This is a genomic window from Carboxylicivirga agarovorans, assembly GCF_050589845.1.
Taxonomy (GTDB): Bacteria; Bacteroidota; Bacteroidia; order Bacteroidales; family Marinilabiliaceae; genus Carboxylicivirga; species Carboxylicivirga agarovorans.
Map to the genome: position 1 here is coordinate 258603 of NZ_JBNGPA010000006.1, position 21719 is coordinate 280321.

The 21719-nt window shown below is 39.4% G+C and carries 16 protein-coding genes, 1 tRNA gene and 1 pseudogene; 4 read left to right on the forward strand and 14 right to left on the reverse strand.

Annotated features, from left to right (window positions below; all coding sequences use genetic code 11):
- Window positions 1-21: 21 nt before the first annotated feature.
- The 6 genes from ACRD69_RS09445 to ACRD69_RS09470 all read right to left on the reverse strand — a co-directional run bounded on the left by ACRD69_RS09445 (window position 22) and on the right by ACRD69_RS09470 (window position 9993).
- Window positions 22-1851, reverse strand: a complete 1830-nt coding sequence (locus tag ACRD69_RS09445; protein WP_430814829.1) for an MFS transporter — start codon at window positions 1849-1851, stop codon at window positions 22-24.
- A gap of 79 nt (window positions 1852-1930) precedes the next feature.
- Complete coding sequence (locus ACRD69_RS09450; protein ID WP_430814830.1) at window positions 1931-3262, reverse strand: SpoIID/LytB domain-containing protein; 1332 nt, start codon at window positions 3260-3262, stop codon at window positions 1931-1933.
- 63 nt (window positions 3263-3325) lie between these two features.
- Window positions 3326-4231, reverse strand: a complete 906-nt coding sequence (locus ACRD69_RS09455) for a GNAT family N-acetyltransferase (protein ID WP_430814831.1) — start codon at window positions 4229-4231, stop codon at window positions 3326-3328.
- A gap of 86 nt (window positions 4232-4317) precedes the next feature.
- Window positions 4318-5253, reverse strand: a complete 936-nt coding sequence (locus ACRD69_RS09460; protein WP_430814832.1) for a DUF4922 domain-containing protein — start codon at window positions 5251-5253, stop codon at window positions 4318-4320.
- 177 nt (window positions 5254-5430) lie between these two features.
- Window positions 5431-6885 carry a glycosyltransferase family 2 protein gene (locus ACRD69_RS09465; RefSeq protein ID WP_430814833.1) on the reverse strand — a complete coding sequence of 485 codons (1455 nt, stop codon included), beginning with the start codon at window positions 6883-6885 and terminating at the stop codon, window positions 5431-5433.
- Between the two features lie 39 nt (window positions 6886-6924).
- Window positions 6925-9993, reverse strand: coding sequence for a golvesin C-terminal-like domain-containing protein (locus ACRD69_RS09470; protein WP_430814834.1), 3069 nt, complete (start codon window positions 9991-9993; stop codon window positions 6925-6927).
- A 175-nt stretch (window positions 9994-10168) separates the two neighbouring features.
- Between ACRD69_RS09470 and ACRD69_RS09475 the strand changes: the two genes are divergently transcribed.
- Complete coding sequence (locus ACRD69_RS09475) at window positions 10169-11008, forward strand: BadF/BadG/BcrA/BcrD ATPase family protein (RefSeq protein ID WP_430814835.1); 840 nt, start codon at window positions 10169-10171, stop codon at window positions 11006-11008.
- Between the two features lie 5 nt (window positions 11009-11013).
- Entirely contained in the window at window positions 11014-11841 is an 828-nt protein-coding gene (murQ, locus tag ACRD69_RS09480; RefSeq protein WP_430814836.1) for an N-acetylmuramic acid 6-phosphate etherase, read from the forward strand.
- A gap of 69 nt (window positions 11842-11910) precedes the next feature.
- Here the strand turns inward: murQ and ACRD69_RS09485 are convergent, their stop codons facing one another.
- The 7 genes from ACRD69_RS09485 to ACRD69_RS09515 all read right to left on the reverse strand — a co-directional run bounded on the left by ACRD69_RS09485 (window position 11911) and on the right by ACRD69_RS09515 (window position 19489).
- Window positions 11911-12633 (reverse strand): FadR/GntR family transcriptional regulator, encoded by a 723-nt coding sequence (locus ACRD69_RS09485; RefSeq protein ID WP_430814837.1) that lies wholly within the window; start codon window positions 12631-12633, stop codon window positions 11911-11913.
- Between the two features lie 201 nt (window positions 12634-12834).
- The gene (gene trxB, locus ACRD69_RS09490; RefSeq protein WP_430814838.1) at window positions 12835-13836 is read right to left on the reverse strand and encodes a thioredoxin-disulfide reductase; all 1002 of its coding nucleotides are present in this window, start codon (window positions 13834-13836) and stop codon (window positions 12835-12837) included.
- A 161-nt stretch (window positions 13837-13997) separates the two neighbouring features.
- Window positions 13998-14927, reverse strand: coding sequence for a DUF4249 domain-containing protein (locus ACRD69_RS09495; RefSeq protein WP_430814839.1), 930 nt, complete (start codon window positions 14925-14927; stop codon window positions 13998-14000).
- Window positions 14928-14929: 2 nt separating this feature from the next.
- Window positions 14930-17584: a TonB-dependent receptor gene (locus ACRD69_RS09500; protein WP_430814840.1), complete on the reverse strand. Its 2655-nt coding sequence runs from the start codon at window positions 17582-17584 to the stop codon at window positions 14930-14932.
- A gap of 22 nt (window positions 17585-17606) precedes the next feature.
- Complete coding sequence (locus tag ACRD69_RS09505; RefSeq protein ID WP_430814841.1) at window positions 17607-18584, reverse strand: FecR family protein; 978 nt, start codon at window positions 18582-18584, stop codon at window positions 17607-17609.
- Between the two features lie 55 nt (window positions 18585-18639).
- The gene (locus ACRD69_RS09510; RefSeq protein ID WP_430814842.1) at window positions 18640-18813 is read right to left on the reverse strand and encodes a hypothetical protein; all 174 of its coding nucleotides are present in this window, start codon (window positions 18811-18813) and stop codon (window positions 18640-18642) included.
- An 88-nt stretch (window positions 18814-18901) separates the two neighbouring features.
- A complete protein-coding gene (locus ACRD69_RS09515) occupies window positions 18902-19489 on the reverse strand; it encodes an RNA polymerase sigma-70 factor (protein ID WP_430814843.1) in 588 nt (195 codons plus the stop codon).
- A 159-nt stretch (window positions 19490-19648) separates the two neighbouring features.
- Between ACRD69_RS09515 and ACRD69_RS09520 the strand changes: the two genes are divergently transcribed.
- A tRNA-Pro gene (locus ACRD69_RS09520) sits at window positions 19649-19723 on the forward strand.
- A gap of 297 nt (window positions 19724-20020) precedes the next feature.
- The gene (locus ACRD69_RS09525; RefSeq protein WP_430814844.1) at window positions 20021-21280 is read left to right on the forward strand and encodes a site-specific integrase; all 1260 of its coding nucleotides are present in this window, start codon (window positions 20021-20023) and stop codon (window positions 21278-21280) included.
- A gap of 102 nt (window positions 21281-21382) precedes the next feature.
- On the opposite strand, the pseudogene ACRD69_RS09530 reads toward ACRD69_RS09525, so the two are convergent.
- Window positions 21383-21559: pseudogene (locus tag ACRD69_RS09530) on the reverse strand (zincin-like metallopeptidase domain-containing protein); the annotation flags it as partial.
- Between the last annotated feature and the right edge of the window lie 160 nt (window positions 21560-21719).

Here is a 21719-nt window from a genome sequence, read left to right on the forward strand (position 1 = left end):
TTCAACTTACAGAAGGTTCTTTTATTCTTCGCTTTTTTTAATTCCAAACTGAGGATCAATCTTTAAGAATCGTATGATCAAGAATCCAGGGATTGTACAAATCATCACCCAGATAAAGAAGTTCTGATACCCGATAATTTCTTGAAGCCACCCTGATATCATACCAGGAATCATCATCCCAAATGCCATTAATCCAGAACAAATTGCATAATGCGCGGTTTTACTTTTTCCTTCAGAAAAATAAATCAGATACAACATATATGCTGTAAACCCGAATCCATAACCAAACTGCTCTACGGCTACACTGCACGCAACGATCCACATGCTCTCCGGTGTAAAATATGACAGGTAAACATAAGTCAGGTTCGGTAGGTTAATGGCTAAAGTCATCCACCAAATCCAATATTTCAAACCATTCCTGGAAGCTAAATACCCTCCAATAATTCCACCTAAGGTTAAAAACAGAATCCCGATAGTTCCATAAATAAGTCCTACATCACCTGTCGTTAATCCTAAGCCTCCAGCTTCTCTGGCATCCAAAAGAAATGGGGAAGCTAGTTTAACCAGCTGACTCTCTCCTAAACGGAAAACAAGTATAAAAACGAAGCCAATCCAGAAATTCTCTTTTCTGAAGAAAGAAACAAACGTTTCCCAAAACTCCATTAACATGTTTTCTCCTTCTGAAATTGGTTTATCTGCAGCAGGACGCGGCAAGAAGAAGCGATGATAAATAAGAAATATAACAAATAATCCTGCCAAAATAAAGAAGGTAACAGACCAAGCAAAAGGAATATTTCCTGATAAACCACGGAAACTGGCTTTGGTCACTTCTTCAAGTTTAGGATCAGCCTGTATCAACACCCATGCTTCTTTATCCCAGTTATTATGATTGAAGGTTAACCTCTGACCTTCGACAAGCGATAAATCTTTTGCCCCTCTGAAACGATCCATGTTAAGCACAATGGTTTCATCTGCTTCAGGTGCTTTTAATAAACGCAAGCCCAAACATGCAATATTTCCTTGTACAGCTCCTTTAAAGCTGGCTGATCTATCTTCCTTACCAAACTTCTCCTTTAACGATTCCTTTAATGGAGTAGAAACATGCTGTGACCACCATCCCGGTTCATCTTCAACAACTTCCTGCTCTGTTATGAAACCATTCGTTATGTTTTGATGATTGGCCCAATTTTTAATTGAATCGGCTTTTTGCTTTTCCAGCTTATTCAACCCAATAGTAATATCCTTTTGAGTAACAATAAATTGTTGCTCATCTGTTTTGGTAACACCTGAACCATAAGGCAAATGCCATTCTGTTTTTTGATGCTGCGTACTAACAGTAAACTCAACCGGTTCAAGTCCAGTAGAAGATTCGATAAATCCAGCCAATATAATTAGCAGTCCTTGCCCTGTAATCATAGCCAATCGATAAAAAGTACTGCGGATACCAATAAAATAAGCTTGTTGGTGCTCATCCAGGTCTAACATATAAAAACCGTCGGCAGCGATATCATGCGTAGCAGAACTAAAAGCCAGCAACCAGAAAAACATCAGGGTATACTGAAAGAAATCGGGTACTGGTATTGTTAACGCAACCCCTCCCAGGCCAACGCCTATAAGCAATTGCATAATGACAATCCACCAACGTTTGGTTTTTAAGATATCAACCAATGGACTCCATGCAAACTTGATAACCCATGGAAGATAAAGCCAACTTGTATACAAGGCGATGTCTGAATTAGAAATACCCAATCGTTTATACATAATGACTGATACAGTCATCACCACCACATATGGTATTCCTTCGGCGAAATATAATGAGGGCACCCAGGCCCATGGAGATTTTTGTTTCATAGTTTTATGCTTGCTAACAGAAGCCTGAGAAGATAAATATCTGAATTGGTATCATTCTTTTGCCCCCGGTCTTCGGTGTTTAGTACTTTCTTTTTAACTCTGCCCCTCTGAAATAATGCATTAAGATAGCATTATAATCGTAACCTTTGGCTCCCATTACAGCAGCACCAATCTGACATAAACCTACTCCGTGTCCCCAACCTGCACCTTTAAGGGTAAAACTAACTTCCCCGTTAGTTTCTGACTTTTCTACGATAAATGCCGAGCTATACAGGTGCGATTCAGACAAGGCTTTACGGATCTCCAGCTCTTTTCCGATTGTTAAGGTCTTTTTATCTCCTATGATCTTTAACTCAATTAAACGCCCCGAATCACCTCTTTTAACAGGCACCATATCCTGAATAAGACCAAAGTCAAAGCCTGTTCGTTTTTTCAACAGCTCACTCACCTCCTGTTGTGTATACTTAACTTCCCAGCGGTAGAAATCATTCGTTTCCTGGTCATAATCATTCAATACCTGGCTCAAGACCTCTTTATCATCGGTATTACAGAAGGCATCAGGACTTCCAAGCATCCATTTTTCAGCACTGGCCTCGTTCACCAGGTTGGTATCAAAGCCTTGCGGATTGACATCATTATCAGCAAATGCCTGTAAATAGGGGTGATTAACAGGCTCCCACACATTCTCAAACTTCTCAACCATGCCACCACAACATTTTGAGAAACGTGCATCACAAATTGCTTCACCGTTCATCAACACCTGACCATGGGTTGCCATTACAGCTTCTTCCACCTCTGTTGTTGTTGATCGGGTTATCCCCTGGTAACGCTGACAATGATCGTCGGCACACACATCAAAGTTAATATGATCTTCACGATCGTACCATTTGATAAATTTGTCATCCGACTCAAATACCGACTGGTATGAATTATCAGCTTTCTGCAGTGACTGGTTCTTTTCAATTTGCGCCAGCAACCAGCTACGCGAAATAACAGCATGAGCTTTTAATAACTCCAGGGATGATGTGGCACTCATTTCAGAAGAAATAACACTCATCAGGTAATCTTCGACCGGCAACACATTAATAGCTGTTATCTTCTCATTCTCGATCAGGAGCTTTAAGCCCCCCTTGAACGATTGATCTTCATCCCGTTCCCAGTGAAAATTAATCCCAATGGTTACATCATGAAGCGTAAAAAAAGAATCAGCATCCAGAGGTTCAATAAGCGCACCCGACGGAAGGCTTATCTTCTCTTTACCGTCACTCAACTCAAGGCCTCCATTGACACGAACAGCTTTATACTTTCCTTTCAGATTAATACCTGCACTTGTTACATATGCCCCTGCCAGGGTAAATTCTATGTATTCTTTAAACTGAATACCTACATGTATAACCGGGGTTTTTTCCATGATATTTAATTTAGTCCGAAGTCCGGTTAACGGAATCCGATCTGATTTTGCACTTCTTAATTCTTACTTTAATTTCTTTTCGTATCTCCAAAATACCCTATCGACAACAGCATTACTATGCCATGAGTAAAAGTCAATGGGTCCAACCCATGGAATAATGGAGTGCGATAAGCCCATATCTTTCATATCCTGCAGGCATCGCTTTAATAAAATGGCCCCCATGCCCTTACCTCGCAAGTCGGGATGCGTTCCCATCGGACCAAACCAGCCAGTTCCTTTATTATTGGCATTATGTGCCGAAAAAGCTTTTACCTCACCATTTAACAAGGCAATATGAATGGATGGCTGATCGTCTTTAAAAGCCATCTCCACCTCGTTGCTCCACAATAACCAATCGTCTTTAATAAAATCCAGAATAGCCTGTTTATCCTCGGGCCTCGCGCGACGTACCTCTATATTGTCAGCTTTAAGAGCTGTTTCTTTAGCGCTCATATCCCAATCCTGGTTTAAGTCAACCAAGAGGTTGGAGGTATCACCAAAACGCTCAAAACCCTTACGCATAGCCCAACACAACGCGGGTGTATAGCGCGGATCAATACCAGGCATAAAGTAGTTTAAAGGCACATCACAGATGCGCACCACATCAGCTTCATTCTGTTTAAAAATAGCTTCAAGCTTTTCAAACATGGCAGATGCAATTCCCTGACGTCGGTATGTTTCATCAACAGCCATCAGTTTGATATAAGCGTAACGCGTGCCTCTGATATCACGCATCACACCTTGCATAAAGCCAATGATCTCATCCTTATCCTTACAAACAAAAGTTGCTTCAGGCATCCAGTAAGGATCGCCTTCCAACTTTTCTTGCAGGATGCTTTCGGTAATACTGTCGTATTGCCAACTGGCATTTAAAAAAGCAGTTAAGCGCGACAGGTCTTTTGACTGATATTGGGTAATCGGGTATTTCATAAATAAGATCGCTTCTTGATTTAAGGTTTATCTCTCAGTATCTCTTTTATCTATAGGTTCTCTTTAACAGGGGAATTACAACCTGCCTATAAAAGCTCTTTTAAAAGCTGCAGGCAATCATTTTCATCCATACAAACCTGGTGTAGAATATCGGCCACATCACCGGCACTTATCTTCTCAAAATCCTCTGGACGCGGTGTAATAAAAACACCTCCCATATCAACTGATGCCGGGCTGATCAATATCTGCTCATCTCCCTCAGCAAAATAACATGCAGGACGGTGTAATATACGCGGAAATACATGTATCACATATTCATCCGCCTCATAGTAAGCCAGTACATTTAACATGGGCTCCACTTCCTCCTTCTGTTTTGCCCACAATAAGCCGTGCAGGTTTCTGAACAACTTTGTTATTGATTCTGCATCGACACCGGCAAAAGTAACAACACCCCTATGGTAGCCTTTCCAGTTATAGATCTTCACATTATCCCGCTCCTCGATCAACTGTGCAAAAGTTTCATTCCTGAAGTCTTCTTCAACCGGCATAAATCCTTTTATACCAGCCTGAAAATGGAAGTGATCAGGTGCCGAAGCACCGCACTTTGGTCCGTTATAAAACAAGGTAAACTCATCCAGTTCTTTTGCCAGCTTTAACATGGATGGAAAATAAGGCTCGATCAGCTGCAGGGTATGCTCCTGATGCGGGATAGTCAGGTGCTCCGGAAAAATCGGAAATGGATTAATCAGGATGGTGTAATCATCTGTATCAATCCCATCCTGTTCGGCCGGGCGATTTTTCTCGCAAAGAAAACAAGGGCGTTCCTGTATAGATTTGGCATCAACCTTAGCTGCTGAAGAGCGCATGCGTTCAGGATTGAACTGAACCTTTACTTCTGCGCCTCCATCAAGCGCTACACTCTTGTTCTTTACCTTCTGCAAACCTGCATAATTAGCAGTGGCCAGACTCCAATTTTGAATCTGGCCTTGTATTAGTTTTTTGGTTTTGAGAGAAATATTCATTTTATCGGATATGACTAGTGAGTAGTGAGACAAGAGTAGTGAGATCATATACATACTTCACGGCTATCGTGCCAATCCTTTCGCATGGTGATATAATACATTTCACGCGGAGGAATTTGTACGGCATCGTATGCATTCTCTTCTCTCACCGCTTTCTTCTCACTTCTACATTAAGACTTAGCTATTCTTTACAACCTGTTTGCGTGCTTTGAACTCCATGGTACGGATTTTATCCTTGTAGAAGTTATGCGCATTCATCTTATTGATATCCAGGGAAGCATCTGAGTTATCGTCCCATCGGCGACACAGATATAATGGATCATAGATACGTCCGATCTGATAATTGCGGCTGATATTCAAACCCAGAGCATAATCTTCACCATAACTGGTATTGGGTACTTTTACATCGCGTAATACCGGTGTGTAAAATGCACGTGGTGCTCCCAGGCCGTTAATACGTAAGGCATTGTTACGTCCATTTTCCGGTGTCCACTCTTTATGGTCAATTAGGCCGGGAGGAATCTCCTCCAGTTTGAAGTTCACCATCTGGTAACTTCCCACTACCATGGCACAATTTTGCTCATAAAAAGCTTTTACAACACGCTCAATGACAGTTTCATCGATATATAGATCATCACTATCCAGCTGAATAGCAAATTTACCACAACGCTCATCTGCTACCGCTGCATTCCAGCAACCACCAATTCCCAGATCATCACGCTCAGGGATAATATGAATCAATCGCTCATCATTAAATGAACGGATAATCTCAGATGTTTTGTCTGTTGAATGGTTATCAACAATAATCAGGTTAAAAGCAAAGTCTGTCTTTTGTTTTAAGACTGACTCTATGGCATCACCAATTGTTTTTTCGCGGTTACGAACCGGGATAATAACAGATGCTTCAACAGGAAAGTCAGATTCAGTAAACTCAATCTTTGCAAATTCAGGCTTCAGGTAAGCACCAACAGCCTTCAGGTGAGCCGTACATGCTACTTCCATTTCAATCTGACGATCACGATTACGAGGATCAACATAGTCGAACATTTTCTCACCCGACTTACGCGTATCCATTTCCACTTCAGTATATAACAGTTCAGGCAAGTGCATTAATTCGTAAGCTTGCGAAACGCGCAAACGTAAATCGTACAACGCCGCATGCTTGTAATCAGCATCCATTGCCTCTACGGCAGCTTTCAATGCTTCCGCTTTATAGAGTAATAAAGAGCCAAAGTTAAAGTCATCGCGTAAACTACCTTCCTGGTATTCAATTACAGGATGAGAAGACAATTTACCTTCTTTCTTCTCGTAATAATCGGCATAAACCATCCCTGCACCGGCATCGTTACAACAGCGTGCCATACGCTCAAGAGCATTCATTCCAATGTTTAAAGCCATCGCCTTGGTATACACTACCACAAACTCACCAGTAATCTCAGCAAGAAGTGTTTTCCATGTTTGTGTTGCATCCAGTCCTCCTTCGGCTACAATTACTTTAGCGCCTTCTACTTCCACTGCTTCTTTAGCAACAACAATAATGTTTGTTGCTTTCTCCCCTTGAAATGCCTCAATTGTTGGCTTTAATTCTTCCTTATTAGAATAAGGCAGAATACAAGTTAATTTTTCACCCATCGTATTTTTGATTTAGTCTTTATGTTTTATTGCTATTCATTAGTCTTTAAAGAAAAAGGTCAGGATCTGCTTCATCAATTTATCCCGCTCTTTCTCATTCATAACTGTCTCAAAGGGAAAGCCCAGTATCACAGTTTTATATTCACCATTATAAAGTGTCCCGGCACTCACATTATTTTCGCTGTAACGAAATGCTGTCACTGCATTAATTCCAACAGGCTCAATGCCATCAGGTGCTTCAACCGTATAATACTCCTGACTATGACTGGTATTAAACTCAAATTGCCCTTTAAAAACAGGAGCAGCATAATCGGTCGAACAGACGCTCCCTTTTTTAACAGCATGATTGGTACGCCACTTAAATCGCAACACATCAGCTGCAAAATCATTAGCCAGGGTATCATTGTTGAGTTTTATATCTGATCCAACATAAGCACCACTCATAAACACACGCTGCTTATTGGCTGTTAACCGCTTAATTTTATTCATAAAAGCAGTGGTATAAATCTTATACTTTGGGGCATTTCCCTTGTATGACACACTAGTCTTTTCTTCTCCCAATATGATATCGACAGCTTTAAAGGACGATGCATCAAAACCGGCCGACTCAAACACTTCATCACTTACAGAAATAAATGAATAACCTGCCTTCAATATGGCCTGGCCATGTATCATAACATTATCCCTGCTATTACCTTTAATAATATTGCCTTCTTCATTGGCATAACTAGCTCCCCAACCCGGACTGTCATCATCCAGCCATGGTGACTGACGGTTAAAATCATATTGATTCCCGGTATAGGCATACTCATATTTATCAGGCACACCCTCATCGTCCCACCATGCTACACCAGCAAAATCGCCTTCATCAACAAAGGCCGGCGCGCTAATACGATCAAAAGCGTTCACCACCAATACCTTTTCAGCTTTCTTCGTTGCAATTCCTATTGACAGAACTTCACTGTCAAAACTTTCACCACCTTCGTTTATAGCTGTTACTTTAAAGCTTAGTATTTGACCTTTTTTAATCTTAGGTAGTTCGTATGTTGTTCCCTGCACAACAGTTCCGTTGTCAAAACCATTGTTTCCAATTCGTGTATATACCTTATACTTTGAAGGAACAGCCGTAGCTTCCAAAGAGTCCATAACCGGCTGCCAGATTAACTGATAACCTTTTTTAGTTTCCGTTAGTCCCAAATGATCCACCGGCAAAGGCTGAACCACATAATCACGTCCCTCCTGGTAAGCCTGGAACTTTAGTATACCTTTATAGATAGCGCGACTGACATCGAAACGAAAGTGCGGGTCCAGTCCGAACTTCATGTCGGCTAAATTCTGATGAGATAATAATTCAAGCAACATCGTAGGCACATTTGGTCTCCATGCCTCTGAGTATTGTTTATCCCACATACCACGCCGTGTCCATTTTTCATTATATAAGGCACGGATATCATCTACGATTTGTGTTTGAATAACATCTGTTAAATCACGACTGGCCAGTTTTGATTGTCCATTCGGAAACACGCCACTATCCCGTTCAGCACTGTAAATACCCAATGTACCGATTATCGAATCATTGGGTGTAACACCAGCATCAGTATGAAAAGCAAACGCCAGATCAATCGGAATTTTAAGTCCTTCAACTTCTCTGTCTTTAGTTGGTCCGTTTGGTGCGCCCATCAGGTAGTCAACCCACTCACCCCTGCTCTGATAATCATCGTTGTAGTCATTCTTTTCATCATTCAGACTATATACTAATGTATCAGGCATTCCTGCATATTGTAACCAATAACGGCCAGCCTCCATAAATCGTGGTCGTTGCGAAGTTTTCCATGTAAACTCATCCGGATCAACTGACACGGCCTCTTTCTTTTGGGCACCGGTATTATTTAAAGACCACTGATTTGGCATAATCTCATTGGAAGGACGACGAGCAACATTGCCCATTCCGCCACCAATTTTAACAGCGTCAAGCGAAACTTGACCAACTCCTGACACTTCAACCCGGGATTCTTTTCCATCATTAAACAGATAAGTACCAAGGTACACCCATGTACCTCCTCCCATTTGTTGATTGATAATATACGAACTCGTGCCTCCACTATGATGAATGGTATAAGTCACCTTATCTGAATTTGCCTCGTCCTGCTGATAGGATACATATATAGCATATTCACCCTTATCTTTTATTAAAGGTATATAGTCGGCCACTTTACCTTTGGCATCGCTTATCAATAATGATGTACCCAGCATAAAAGGATTATCACCAGCAAAGAGTGTATCTTTAAATATAAAGCCGTTTTTTGATGTGCTGTTTATTTTCTTCTTAAGAACCAGCCGGCCCCCTTCAGATGACCAGTCATTATCAACAATAATTTCACTGATCGAAAAACATCGCTCACGTGGAATATAGGTCACAGCACCTGCATTCTCAAGCATTGGTGCAATATATGGTAACACATAAACCATTGGTGAAATATCTTCAACAGACCCAAATAAGCGTGCCCGTTGCCACTCCCAACGATCCAGCTTAGACTCGTAATACCACCCATGACTGTGCCATAACGCCAAATGACTTCCACTTAATCCTTTTGGGTAATCATCCTGCTCTTTTCGTTTTATGTGATATGATTTCTCTTGAGCGTATATACGTTCAGTATCAAGAGCTTCACTATCATTAAATACATTCGGTATTAATGATGATAATTCATAGGAGTTCGTGTAAGCTAAAACACCATAATTCGGGAAGCTGTCTTTTTGGTACTCCAGTATACTGTTAATAAAAGTATCAAGTATATCATTTCGCCACGGAATATACGACAACGGTTTATTGAAGTAATAAGAAAGCACTTTCCGCGATTCATCTATTTTCACAGAATCAAGGCGAATTGCACCAACATGTCCCCACTCCTCAAGAGGATTATTCCATTTCTCCGCAAAATCACTTAAATTGTTATCCAGTTTATTCAGATTGTACGACTGGGCATTAACAACGGAGGAGAAAAGTACTGTAATAAACAGCACACAGATAATATTTATTAATCGTGCATTCATATTAAACACAATAGCATCGTTAAAATGATGCTTCAAAAATAGGAAGTTTTTCACAAGATTCAAATTTTTGTCATACATCTTACGTATTATTTTGAAATATGTCCGATTTATTTATACATTTGTAGCGTATTCAGTAAATACTAGCTTGTATATTATATTATTAAGAGAGTAATTATAGGGTATTACAATGAACTATTAAATATTTTAACACATATCATACAAGTACAATATGATACTAATTGCAGATAGCGGATCAACAAAAACAGAATGGTGTCTTACCTCCAATGGCAACATTGTTGGCAAATGTATTACTAAAGGTATCAATCCTTTTTACCAGTCTTCAGCCGACATCCTGCAAAATCTGAAAGAGGAATATACGTTAAATAATGCGAAGCCTCAAAAAATTTACTTTTATGGTGCCGGATGCGCCAATGAAGAGAAGAACAACATAGTTAAGAAAGCCTTAGTCGATTTTTTTGATATAGATAAGGTTACGATTGCGAGTGACCTGACCGGTGCTGCACGATCATTATGTCAGAATAATGAAGGAATTGCCTGCATATTAGGAACAGGATCCAACTCGTGCCTGTATGATGGAGAAAACCCCAGTCACAATGTTTCGCCTCTTGGATTTATCATAGGAGACGAAGGTAGCGGTGCCGTCCTTGGTAAAAAACTGATAGGAGATATACTTAAAAATCAATTACCGGCAAGCGTAAAGGAGCTGTTTTTTAATAAATACAATACCAATCAGGCCGAGATACTTGATAACATTTACAAAAAGGCTTTCCCCAACAGGTATTTGGCACAGTACACTAAATTTTTGTCTGAAAATATCCACCTTAGAGAAATTGAGGAAATAGTATTACAGGCATTTAATGAATTTATTACAAGAAACCTCCTGCAATATTCCAATGTGGAAGAATTACACATTCATTTTACAGGTAGTATAGCCTTTTACTTCAAGCCACAGCTTGAAAAGGCCTTAAAGAAGCACAATTTAAAATTAGGTACGATAAGTCAGGCTCCTATGGAAGGACTTGTTGACTATCATAACTCAGGAAATTAACAGGTATGACTGGAAATAAAACCAAAAAAATAAGTGTTACTGAATCGCCATCGCATTTTGACAATTTAGAAAAAATGTCGGTGGAAGAACTGATCACTAATATTAATCAGGAAGATGCCAATGTTCACAGGGCAGTGCAAAAAGCCCTGCCGCAAATCAAAGAGCTTGTTGAGCGCATCGTTAAACGCATGGAACAGGGAGGTCGTGTTTTTTACCTTGGAGCAGGCACCAGCGGACGCCTTGGTGTACTGGATGCTTCAGAGTTACCACCGACTTTTGGTGTGCCTGACAATATGGTAATCGGCTTAATAGCAGGTGGTGACAGGGCTTTGCGACAAGCTGTCGAATCGGCTGAAGACGATGCCAATAAAGCATGGAACGAACTAAAAGAATATAAGGTTGATGAGCTGGATACTGTTATTGGCATTGCCGCATCAGGAACAACCCCTTATGTTATAGGCGGAATAGAGCATGCCCGCAATAACGGTCTATTGACAGGATGCATTACCTGCAACCCAAACAGCAATGTGGCGGCAGTTACTGAATTCCCGATAGAAGCCATTGTAGGTCCTGAATTTGTAACGGGGAGCACGCGCTTAAAAGCCGGTACAGCACAGAAAATGATCCTGAACATGATCACCACGACCATTATGATCAAGCTGGGACGGGTTAAAGGTAACCGAATGGTGAACATGCAGCTTACCAACAAAAAATTGGTTGACCGAGGCTCACGCATGATAATGGACGAGCTTAAACTAAGCTATGAGCTATCAAAAGAATTGCTTCTGGAACATGGCTCTGTTAAAAAAGCTATAGATGCATACAATGGTTAGTTTTAAGTTAATATTTACAAGAAAGCGGGTTGTGAAAATATCACAACCCGCTTTTTTATAATAGATTAACTATACTTGCTTAAAATACTTATCGTACACTTCCATGTTACGCTCCAATAACTCCACTGTATACTGATAGGACTTTTCACTGTCTTTTTCAGCAACAGCCTTGTATATCTCTTTCTGAAGACGAAGTGTATACTCTTTTTCACCTTCTATATTGGCATAGATCATATTGCGCATGCGAGGCAATAAGGAGTATATTGGCTCCATTGATATGATTACAATCGGATTACCTGTTGCCTTAGCCATATTCATATGAAAACGGTTAATGAGATCAACTTCAAGCTGTGTATTATCCGGATTACAATCTTCCAGCTCACTAATATTAGACTGCAATAATTTTAAGTCTTCATCATTGCGGTTAATTGCTGCTAATCGGCCAATTTCAGGTTCAAAAATACGCCTAACCTCAATTATTTGTCGAATAAGGCTGGAGTCGAACTTCATGTCATAATAAAGATTCAAAGACTTAATAGCATCTTCTATCTTTATTTCAGAGACATACATCCCGCTCCCTTTTTTAATTTCAATTAATCCACGAGCACTCAATCGACGCAAAGCTTCACGCAGGGCCGTACGACTCACTGCAAAACTTTCGCATAATTCTTTTTCTGAAGGAAGTTTGGTTCCCGGGATTAATTTCTTTGTTCGGATCGCCTCCTCAATCTTTCGTTCTATCTTTTGACTTAAGGTTTGGCTAGTACCTATTTTTCCAAAAATATCGTCCATCAATTCAAGTTCTTAATACATCATACAAATCTAGAATAATTTACTGAAAATCCACCATCAAAATTATAACGTTAATCACTTTTTAGGTGTAATATACTTCAAAACTGTATCTTTTTGTTCATAAAAAAGGGATGACAACAGCCATCCCTCAAATTATTCAGTATTATAAACCTGATTATAAACTTACATCATATCAGTTTATTACTCCTGCTCTGCTAAAAAACGTTCGGCATCAATTGCAGCCATACATCCTGAACCTGCCGCTGTTACAGCCTGACGATACTGGTCATCCTGAACATCACCACAAGCGAACACTCCCGGTACATTTGTTTTTGAAGTTCCAGGAACAGTTTGTATATAACCGACATCATTGGTATCAATATAATCTGCAAAAATGGCAGAATTTGGAGTATGCCCGATTCCTAAGAAGAAACCATCAATAGCTATTTTCACTTCCTCTTCCTCTGGAGTACCAAGGTTTTTAACCAAAGTAGCACCTTCTACAACGCCATCACCAAACAATCCTTTTGTCTGATGCTTCCATAACACTTCAATATTTGGTGTTTTAAGCGCCCTATCCTGCATAACTTTCGATGCTCGGAATACATCACGACGAACGATCAAATATACTTTACGACACAAACCAGCCAGGTACATTGCTTCTTCCAGTGCGGTATCTCCCCCACCTACAACAGCAACATCTTTTCCTCTGTAGAAGAATCCGTCGCATGTAGCACAGGCCGATACTCCTGAACCTGCATATTTAGTCTCATCAGGTAAACCAAGGTATTTGGCAGTAGCTCCGGTTGCAATAATTAAAGCTTCAGTTTCAATTACCTTGTTACCGTCAACAGTTACTTTGAACGGACGCTGACTCAGATCGGCTGCTGTAGCCATGCCAAAACGCACGTCTGTTCCAAAACGAACGGCCTGCTCCTTCAACTCTTCCATCATCTCAGGACCTGTTGTCCCTTTTGGATAACCCGGAAAATTCTCTACCTCTGTGGTTGTGGTTAACTGTCCACCAGGTTGTAATCCTTCATACATGACAGGACTAAGGTTCGCACGCGATGCATAAATAGCCGCTGTATAACCAGCCGGTCCTGAACCTACAATCAACACTTTTACTTTTTCTACTTCTCCCATATCTTTATTTTCATTTTGCGGAGCATCCAGGTTCTCCATTTTCTCAAAAAGAGCCATAATATCTATGTATTAATATTTCTAAATAAGTCGTAAAACTACAAATTTTCAGCAGTCACATCAAAATATATGCCGCACTTAAAATCATGACATTTTACACACACTTTCTCCTGATTCTGACAATCTTGTCAGGTTTCATTTCCGGCAAACAAGGCATTTGATCACTTGATAAAAACCAGGGAATCGCTATCAAAGTTCATTCCCGAAAACAAGCCAAGCCCATTATCTATGTTGCTATGAATCTTGACCGGCTCAAAAACCGGCAAGCCTTCATAAAAGCCTTCAAAGCCATCGGCCAGTATGGTTGAACGAAAATAACTGTAGTAATCGTAGGTGTGATGATACAAGTAAACCGTCAGTCTTATCTTATCTTCATAATAATCGAAAAACAAGTTATCCTTCGGAATGTTTATCCCCATTTCATATTTTCTACCATTGATGATATCATCAGTAAACAAGCCTTGAAAATCGATTCCCGGCAGTAAGCTACCTCCTGTATCACCCTGTGTAAAAACCATATCATCCTTATCATACTCCACCGTTTTCCTGGTATAATAGGGTCTTCCATCAATATCTCCCCAGCCCTCGCGCACAATAAGGGTTTGGTAATAATTCTTCTCTTCAATGGGATCCTGGAAGACTATTTTTACACTTAACATATTGGCACCTGCATCAACAACATTAGTGGTAACTGTTGCAGTATCCATCTCCAGAATATCTATTTTACCAGGGATATAGGAACTCGCATTTACTGTATCACCATTAAATTCATAGGCGCTTATTCGAATCGCATCCTCTACGTCAAACGAAAATTCACTCCATTCACTCCAAACCGTATCTGAAGGTAAAATATAGGCCCCCTGAAAGTTCTCATTGATATATAATTGAAATCGCCCTTTCTCTACCTGACTGTAATCGGGTACCGACAGTATACTCTGACTTTTACTGAAATGAAGATTTAAAGCGCTGTCGGGGTACACAAAAGCATACATAACCAGCTTATCACTTTGCTGATTAAGCTCCAGTTCGATATCCTTTTCACAGGCCAGCAATGCCATTGTCAGCATTAATATGTATCCCAGCTTTCTCATCCTTAAAACTTAACGGTATATCTTACATATGGTAAAGGTATCGGAAACAGACTAAACTGTCGCAATGAACGCTCTGTTTCTCCGGTTTGCTCATTCTCTCTATCTTCAAAATACAGGAAAAACGGATTTTGACGACCATAGGTATTCATAAGGCCAACGCTCCACAAGCGACTTCCCCAGCTTTTCTTCTTTTTAAAATTAAACCCTACATCAAGTCGGTGAAAGTTGGGCATCCTGTAACTATTTCGTTCGTTAATATACTGATTATATGACAACTGATTAGGTGTCTCGGCAGTTGGCAGCTGAGGAGCGTAATACTTTGTTTCTGGCAATGTAATGGGGTTTCCCGTACCAAAAGCCCAGGTTGCACCCATATCGACTTTCTCAGAAAACTTATAGGTCGTATAGATAGATATATCGTGTGTGCGATCAAAGTTGGCAGGAAACTCCAGACCATTATTTAATTCATCAAACTGGTTAGTCGATTTGGAATAGGTATATCCAAACCAGCCCGACAAATTACCCATTTTTCGATGCAACAGCACTTCAAATCCATAAGACTGCCCGTCACCTGCTGTCAACTTGCTCTGCCAGTCTGAAGCAAAATCAAAATAACCGGCTGTTTCCTTATAAGCTAAAATATTATCCAGCTCCTTATAATAGAATTCAAGTGATAAGTTAAAGCCCTTACTGATCTCATATTCAAAACCCAATGCTGACTGAATGGCACGCATGGGTGCAATATTCTTTGACACCGGCAACCACATGTCGGTAGGCATGGCCACTGTAGAAGTTCGTAACAAATGCATATATTGGGTCATATGACTATAGGCAGCCTTTACCGACAGGTTATCCTTTATAAGGTAGCGAGCAGACAATCGCGGTTCAGCCGACCAATAATACTTATCTCCTTCGGTCTGAAACAATGAAAAATGACCACCAATATTTAGTTTCAAACGTGGTAACAGATGAAAATCATCTTCCAGGTAAAACCGGTATTCAGCCCTGTACATTTCTGTTCCTCCGAAGGTGGTATCGATTGGTGCACCTTCAATTTCTGTTAACTGAACATCAATACCAGGATAAAATATGTGATTAATGGCGCTTCCTCCAAATCGGATGTAATGTTTAGGAGAAGGTAAATAGTCCACATCAATTTTTGCACTCCAATCGCGTATACCACTGTAATATTCCTGGGTACCCTGGGTCAGGCCTTCGTCAGTCACATAGTTCAATGACTGATCGATAAAAAAACGGTAATCACTGTATGACAAAGTTGTATTAGCAAACATCTTATCCCCAAAAATATGGTTCCATCGTGCTGAAGCCACGTAATTTCGCCAGCCAACATCGTTTTCATCGTAAATGGTTCGTGTTGTGGGAGGTAAGTCAGGGTTTTCAATTTCCACTGTCTGCTTGTTATAGGAAATGCCATAACTGTCTTTACCCATGTATGCACTAAAAAACAGCCTGTCTTTGGTCGACAATTTATAGTTTAACTTGGTGTTGAAATCGTAGAAGTAATACCTGCTTTTATCAGCTTCATTCAATTGCCACACACTGGTCAATATATCAAAATACGTACGACGGAAGGAGACTGAAAAAGATGATTTATCCTTGATCAAAGGTCCTTCTACCGCCAGGCGACCGGATAACAAGCCCATGCTTGCTGTTCCTTTAAACTCCTCATTGTTACCATCATACATCCTGATATCAACAACCGATGATAAGCGTCCCCCATAACGGGCGGGAAAACCTCCTTTGATTACTCGTACGTTATTAACGGCATCGGCATTGAATATTGAAAAGAATCCCAGCAGGTGACTGGAGTTGTAAATAGGTACATCATCCATTAAAACCAGGTTCTGATCAGGACCTCCACCCCTTACATATAATTCACTAAATCCTTCACCACCACTTTGAATACCAGGTAGCAACTGAATACTTTTAACAATATCAACTTCTCCCAAAAAAACGGGAACCTTTTTAATCTGCTCAATCGGCACATCAATGACCCCGGTTCGTGTGCTTTTTACTTTTCCGGGTACGCGCTCACCAACCACTGCTACCTCATCCAGTTCCTCTTTAGGTTCCATGCGGAAAAACAATGTTGTATCTCTGCTCAATTCAAGATAATGGTGATGGTTTTTATAACCTACGTATGAACTGCTCAGGTGGGCAAAGCCCTTGGGCAAGGTAATACTAAAGAAGCCAAAATTATTACTGACTGTACCCAGCAAGAGGTCGGGTTCATAAACATTAGCCTGAATAAGGGCTTCATTGGAAGAACCATCCAGCACATATCCTTTAACAACAACCTTCTCTGGCTCTCCATCAACAGGCTGAATAATGATCTTCTTATCTCTTACTATATAATTTGAGGGACAATCAATAAAGAGGGCATCCAGTATTTCGCGCACATACCCCCGTTGTTTGGCAAGCTCGATCTCTTCTTTAAAGCAAAGCTGATTACTGTAGCTGAAAACAACACCTGTTTGCTCTTCTATTTCGTTTAAAAAGAATTGAGTCGATCCTTTTGAAACAGTAAGGTCGACGTAGTCATATAAAACATTTTGCCCATTCAGCCTGGTGCTTACCAGCAGAATGAGCAAAACAAAAAGTGTGCTTTTATATGTATGGTTTAAGATTATTGGCATATGAAATTAATCAACTCCGAAATTAATCAGAGATGATTAATTTGTTATCATTAATCTCAAATTTTTTCATGAAATGAATTCTTAATTCTACCAACACGTCTTCCAGGCTTGGATTATCAAATCGTGTTGTTATGAATAAGTCTGAGTCTTTTGATGTATTTTCAACCACTGTCACCTCATTAAAATGGTCTACAATCGTTTCAACAACTTCATCCAGTGATGCTTTATCAAAAACAATCTGTCCCGTTTTCCAGGCGATACAATTTGACGATGTCAATGGTTCTTTAGAAATAACACCATTGCTGCAAACAGCACGTTCTCCGGCAATTACCTCCATTTGATTGTTGTCCGATGAAAACAAAACGCGTCCTTCAGTAACAGCCAGCACGATTCTATCGCCATCTTTATTCTCATCCAGGTTAAACTCTGTTCCTAAAACTTTAACCTGTGCATTGCCCACTTTAACGACAAATGGTTGTTCTGGATTCTTTGCTACTTTAAAATAACCTTCACCATTTAACTTCAGACTACGTTCTTTGCCTGATAAACCTTTTTGATAAACAAGGCTACTGTTTTTATTAAGAGATACTTCTGATGCATCGGCTAAAACAATACTTTCCACCTCGTCACTGGTCGCAAAAGCCTCCCATTTGCCAAAACCCGGAACATTCTGATACAAGGAGTAGGCTGCAATTAATACCATTGCCGGTATCATCACTGCTGCTATTCGCATAAATGAACGACGGAAAGAATGTTTTACTACTTTAGGCGTCATCCCCACTTTTGCTTTGAACTGCTCAAAATCGCTCATCACATCAACACAACGAAATGCCTTAAGCCCCTCTGAACGTTTCCATACTTTAATCATCTGTTCAAAGTAGCAGGCATTATCGTCCGATTGATTCACCCACTCATCCAGAGTCACCTTTTCTTCAGGCAACACATCGTTGGTCAGCGATTTCACAATCAGTTCATCTATATGCTTGTCCATTTCTTTCATGTATTTCTTCTTTCATTAAAATCGGCCATTGATAGCAATGACCTGGCACTATCAATTAATGAAAATCCATAATGCCGAAAATATTTGGCTCTTCAGTCTTTGTTTCCACGACTTTTTCTGCCTGGCTTTCTTCTTTTTTATTTTCGGTCATTTGGTTAGTTTCTGCTTTCACTTGCTTTTCATCAACAGGTGATAACAGGTCGGCTAAAATTTGAAAAACGAATTCCATTTTTATATCCTTTAAAGGTTACAAATACTTCGTGTCATTAGCTATGACAAATAACTTTTACCACACACGTATTTATTTTTCCTTTTTTTTATCTACTCAGAAAAATCCATATTATAAACGCCCACACATCAAGGTAACCACTCAGGTTGGTCCGTAATACTTTTAAGGCTTTACTTATTTGTGTTTCAACAGTACGCTTTGACAATTCCAGTTTATCAGCAATTTCCTGATTAGTGATGCCTTCAAACCTGCTCATTTCAAATATCTTTTTACACTGAGCAGGCAGCGTCTGTATTATCGAAAATATTTTTTGCTCCAGCTCTGTTTCTTCCAGCTTATCATCCATGTATGCTTCTGAATTCTTTTCTGTCAGATAGATATTAGCATGGTGATCGCGACGAATCTGGCTGTGTTTAATCTGATTAAGGCACCTGTTTCGAACCGATTGGTATAAATGCGCTTTGAGTGAAGAATGAATTTTTATCTCTCCCCGCTTCTCATAGAAATTAACAATAACATCCTGCACCAGTTCACGGGCCAGATCATCATCAATTACCACCTTTCGGGCAAAAACAACTAACTGGGTATAATATTTTAAGAATAACTCCTGATAAGCTGCTTCGTCTCCTCTTTCAATTCCTTGTATTAATTCAATGTCGTTAACCTGGTTTTGCATTTAGGTCGATGTGTAATGTGTACTAGCAAAAATATAAATTCATCTATAACTGCCTATATATTATTACGAGTAATTGCATCGTTGATATCTTTTTTAACTTTTTTAAATCCCTTTGATTGCCCAAGAGCTCATTTTAATTAAATTTGCGAATAATAATTGCGGGATGTGGCGCAGCCCGGTTAGCGCACTGGTCTGGGGGACCAGGGGTCGCAGGTTCAAATCCTGTCATCCCGACAACTTACGATTCAAAGAAAATCAAAAGACTGTGAATTTATTGATTCACAGTCTTTTGTATTTTTAGACTATATCAATTGATATCAAAAATAACCAATGAATCCGTTACCTATTCGGTTACCTAATTTTTTTTCTTAAATTTAGGTAACCGAATTAGCTGTAACTAACTATACCAGTGATAGTTTCATTTCCCCATTTTTGGTGTTTTTTGATGAATTTTAGCTCATTTTGAGCCCTTTTAGGAGGTGTTTCGGAGACCTATTCGGTAACCTATTTCATCATTTTAAACCAAAAAATATGGAAACAAACATGAACACCTTTGGAACAATTTTCGTTCTGAAAAAGCAAAAAGCAAAAGAAGGTAAATATCCTATTTACCTCAGAATCACAATAAACGGTCGTCGTTCGGAAGTTTCAATCAAACGCTATATCAAAGAGGATAACTGGAATTTATCACGTGGAATGGCCAAGGGAAAGAGTGACGAAGTTCGAATCCTAAACACTTTCTTAGAGCAAATACGACGAAATATCGTTGATTGCTACCAAGAGTTAAAGACTACAAAACAAAATTTCTCATGTGAAGATGTTAAAAATGCTTTTTTAGGGATTAAAGAAGAATCTCATACTCTCATGGAGCTATTTGACTACCACAACACTGAAATGAGCAATTTATTAGAATGGGGGACTCTAAAAAACTATTTCACCACTAAAAAGTATTTTCAGCACTATTTAAAAACAAAGCACAAAAAAACAGATATTCACTTATCTCTTCTAAGGTATGGATTCCTTGTTGGTTTCGTTAATTTCATGAAAGAGACAAAACCAATTAATCCGCATCAACCATTTTCACACAATACAATAATGAAACATGTTGAACGGTTTAAAAAAATCATGAACCTGGCTTATCAGAATGAATGGCTTGAAAAAGATCCATTTAAAAGATTTAAATTATCCTTTATCAAAAAAGACATCGAACATCTAACTGAAAGTGAACTCAACAAAATTGAAAAAAAGAAATTCAAAATTGAACGACTAGAGTGTATTAAAGATCTATTTATCTTCAGCTGCTACACAGGTCTTTCATACATTGATGTTCACAACCTAAAAAACGAAAACATTATTATTGGAATTGATGGTAGAAAGTGGATATCTACGAATAGGAAGAAGACCGACAAATCAGTAATGGTACCTATCCTTCCACAAGCAATGAAAATTATTACCAAATATAAAAATGACCCAATTGCAAATTCAAAAGGCAAACTATTGCCTTCATATTCCAATCAACGACTCAATTCATACTTAAAAGAGATAGCTGATGTATGTAGAATAAAGAAAAAATTAACTTTTCACATGGCTCGGCACACCTTTGCCACAACAGTGACCTTATCTAATGGAATTCCCATCGAAACTGTTTCAAAATTATTAGGCCATTCAAATATAAAAACAACACAGATTTATGCCCGGGTAATTGAAAGCAAAATAAGCAGTGACATGGATGTTTTATATGAAAAATTTAACGGTCACTCTTCCAACAAATTGAAACAACTTTCCTCTTAAGAAACAGATAGTTTAATATCTTTACACAGACAACCTTACGGTTTTCTTAAAATCAGATTTACCTCGCCATTGATATACTAATGGCGAGGTTATTATTCTTCTTTAAGAACTCAATATATAATCCACGGCCTTTTGTGCCAAACTTGCAGCAGAAACAATAAACTTCTTATCACTCTTTAATTTTCTTAGCCAACCTTCAATATAAGCTGCACTGTTATCAATGGTTGCATTTTCAATACCGCTTATACCGCAGAGATAAGCAGCGCCCATTTCGGCAACTAATTCTTCCTGATTATCATGAAATTCTGATAATCAGGATTATCCGAACAAGAATCTTATCCTAAATTAATTATCACATCATCTGGTATGCAGCCGCCTAATCATCTAAAAGTTAGGATGATATTTTCCCTTTCATCCGTATATTATTCTTGAGTTTCAC

Excerpts from the sequence above, each read along its gene's own strand:
- ACRD69_RS09445 (WP_430814829.1), bottom strand. The coding sequence starts at position 1,851 with ATGAAACAAAAATCTCCATGGGCCTGGGTGCCCTCATTATATTTCGCC.
- ACRD69_RS09450 (WP_430814830.1), bottom strand. The coding sequence starts at position 3,262 with ATGGAAAAAACCCCGGTTATACATGTAGGTATTCAGTTTAAAGAATAC.
- ACRD69_RS09455 (WP_430814831.1), bottom strand. The coding sequence starts at position 4,231 with ATGAAATACCCGATTACCCAATATCAGTCAAAAGACCTGTCGCGCTTA.
- ACRD69_RS09460 (WP_430814832.1), bottom strand. The coding sequence starts at position 5,253 with ATGAATATTTCTCTCAAAACCAAAAAACTAATACAAGGCCAGATTCAA.
- ACRD69_RS09465 (WP_430814833.1), bottom strand. The coding sequence starts at position 6,885 with ATGGGTGAAAAATTAACTTGTATTCTGCCTTATTCTAATAAGGAAGAA.
- ACRD69_RS09475 (WP_430814835.1), top strand. The coding sequence starts at position 10,169 with ATGATACTAATTGCAGATAGCGGATCAACAAAAACAGAATGGTGTCTT.
- murQ (WP_430814836.1), top strand. The coding sequence starts at position 11,014 with ATGACTGGAAATAAAACCAAAAAAATAAGTGTTACTGAATCGCCATCG.
- ACRD69_RS09485 (WP_430814837.1), bottom strand. The coding sequence starts at position 12,633 with ATGGACGATATTTTTGGAAAAATAGGTACTAGCCAAACCTTAAGTCAA.
- trxB (WP_430814838.1), bottom strand. The coding sequence starts at position 13,836 with ATGGCTCTTTTTGAGAAAATGGAGAACCTGGATGCTCCGCAAAATGAA.
- ACRD69_RS09495 (WP_430814839.1), bottom strand. The coding sequence starts at position 14,927 with ATGAGAAAGCTGGGATACATATTAATGCTGACAATGGCATTGCTGGCC.
- ACRD69_RS09500 (WP_430814840.1), bottom strand. The coding sequence starts at position 17,584 with ATGCCAATAATCTTAAACCATACATATAAAAGCACACTTTTTGTTTTG.
- ACRD69_RS09505 (WP_430814841.1), bottom strand. The coding sequence starts at position 18,584 with ATGAAAGAAATGGACAAGCATATAGATGAACTGATTGTGAAATCGCTG.
- ACRD69_RS09510 (WP_430814842.1), bottom strand. The coding sequence starts at position 18,813 with ATGGAATTCGTTTTTCAAATTTTAGCCGACCTGTTATCACCTGTTGAT.
- ACRD69_RS09515 (WP_430814843.1), bottom strand. The coding sequence starts at position 19,489 with ATGCAAAACCAGGTTAACGACATTGAATTAATACAAGGAATTGAAAGA.
- ACRD69_RS09525 (WP_430814844.1), top strand. The coding sequence starts at position 20,021 with ATGGAAACAAACATGAACACCTTTGGAACAATTTTCGTTCTGAAAAAG.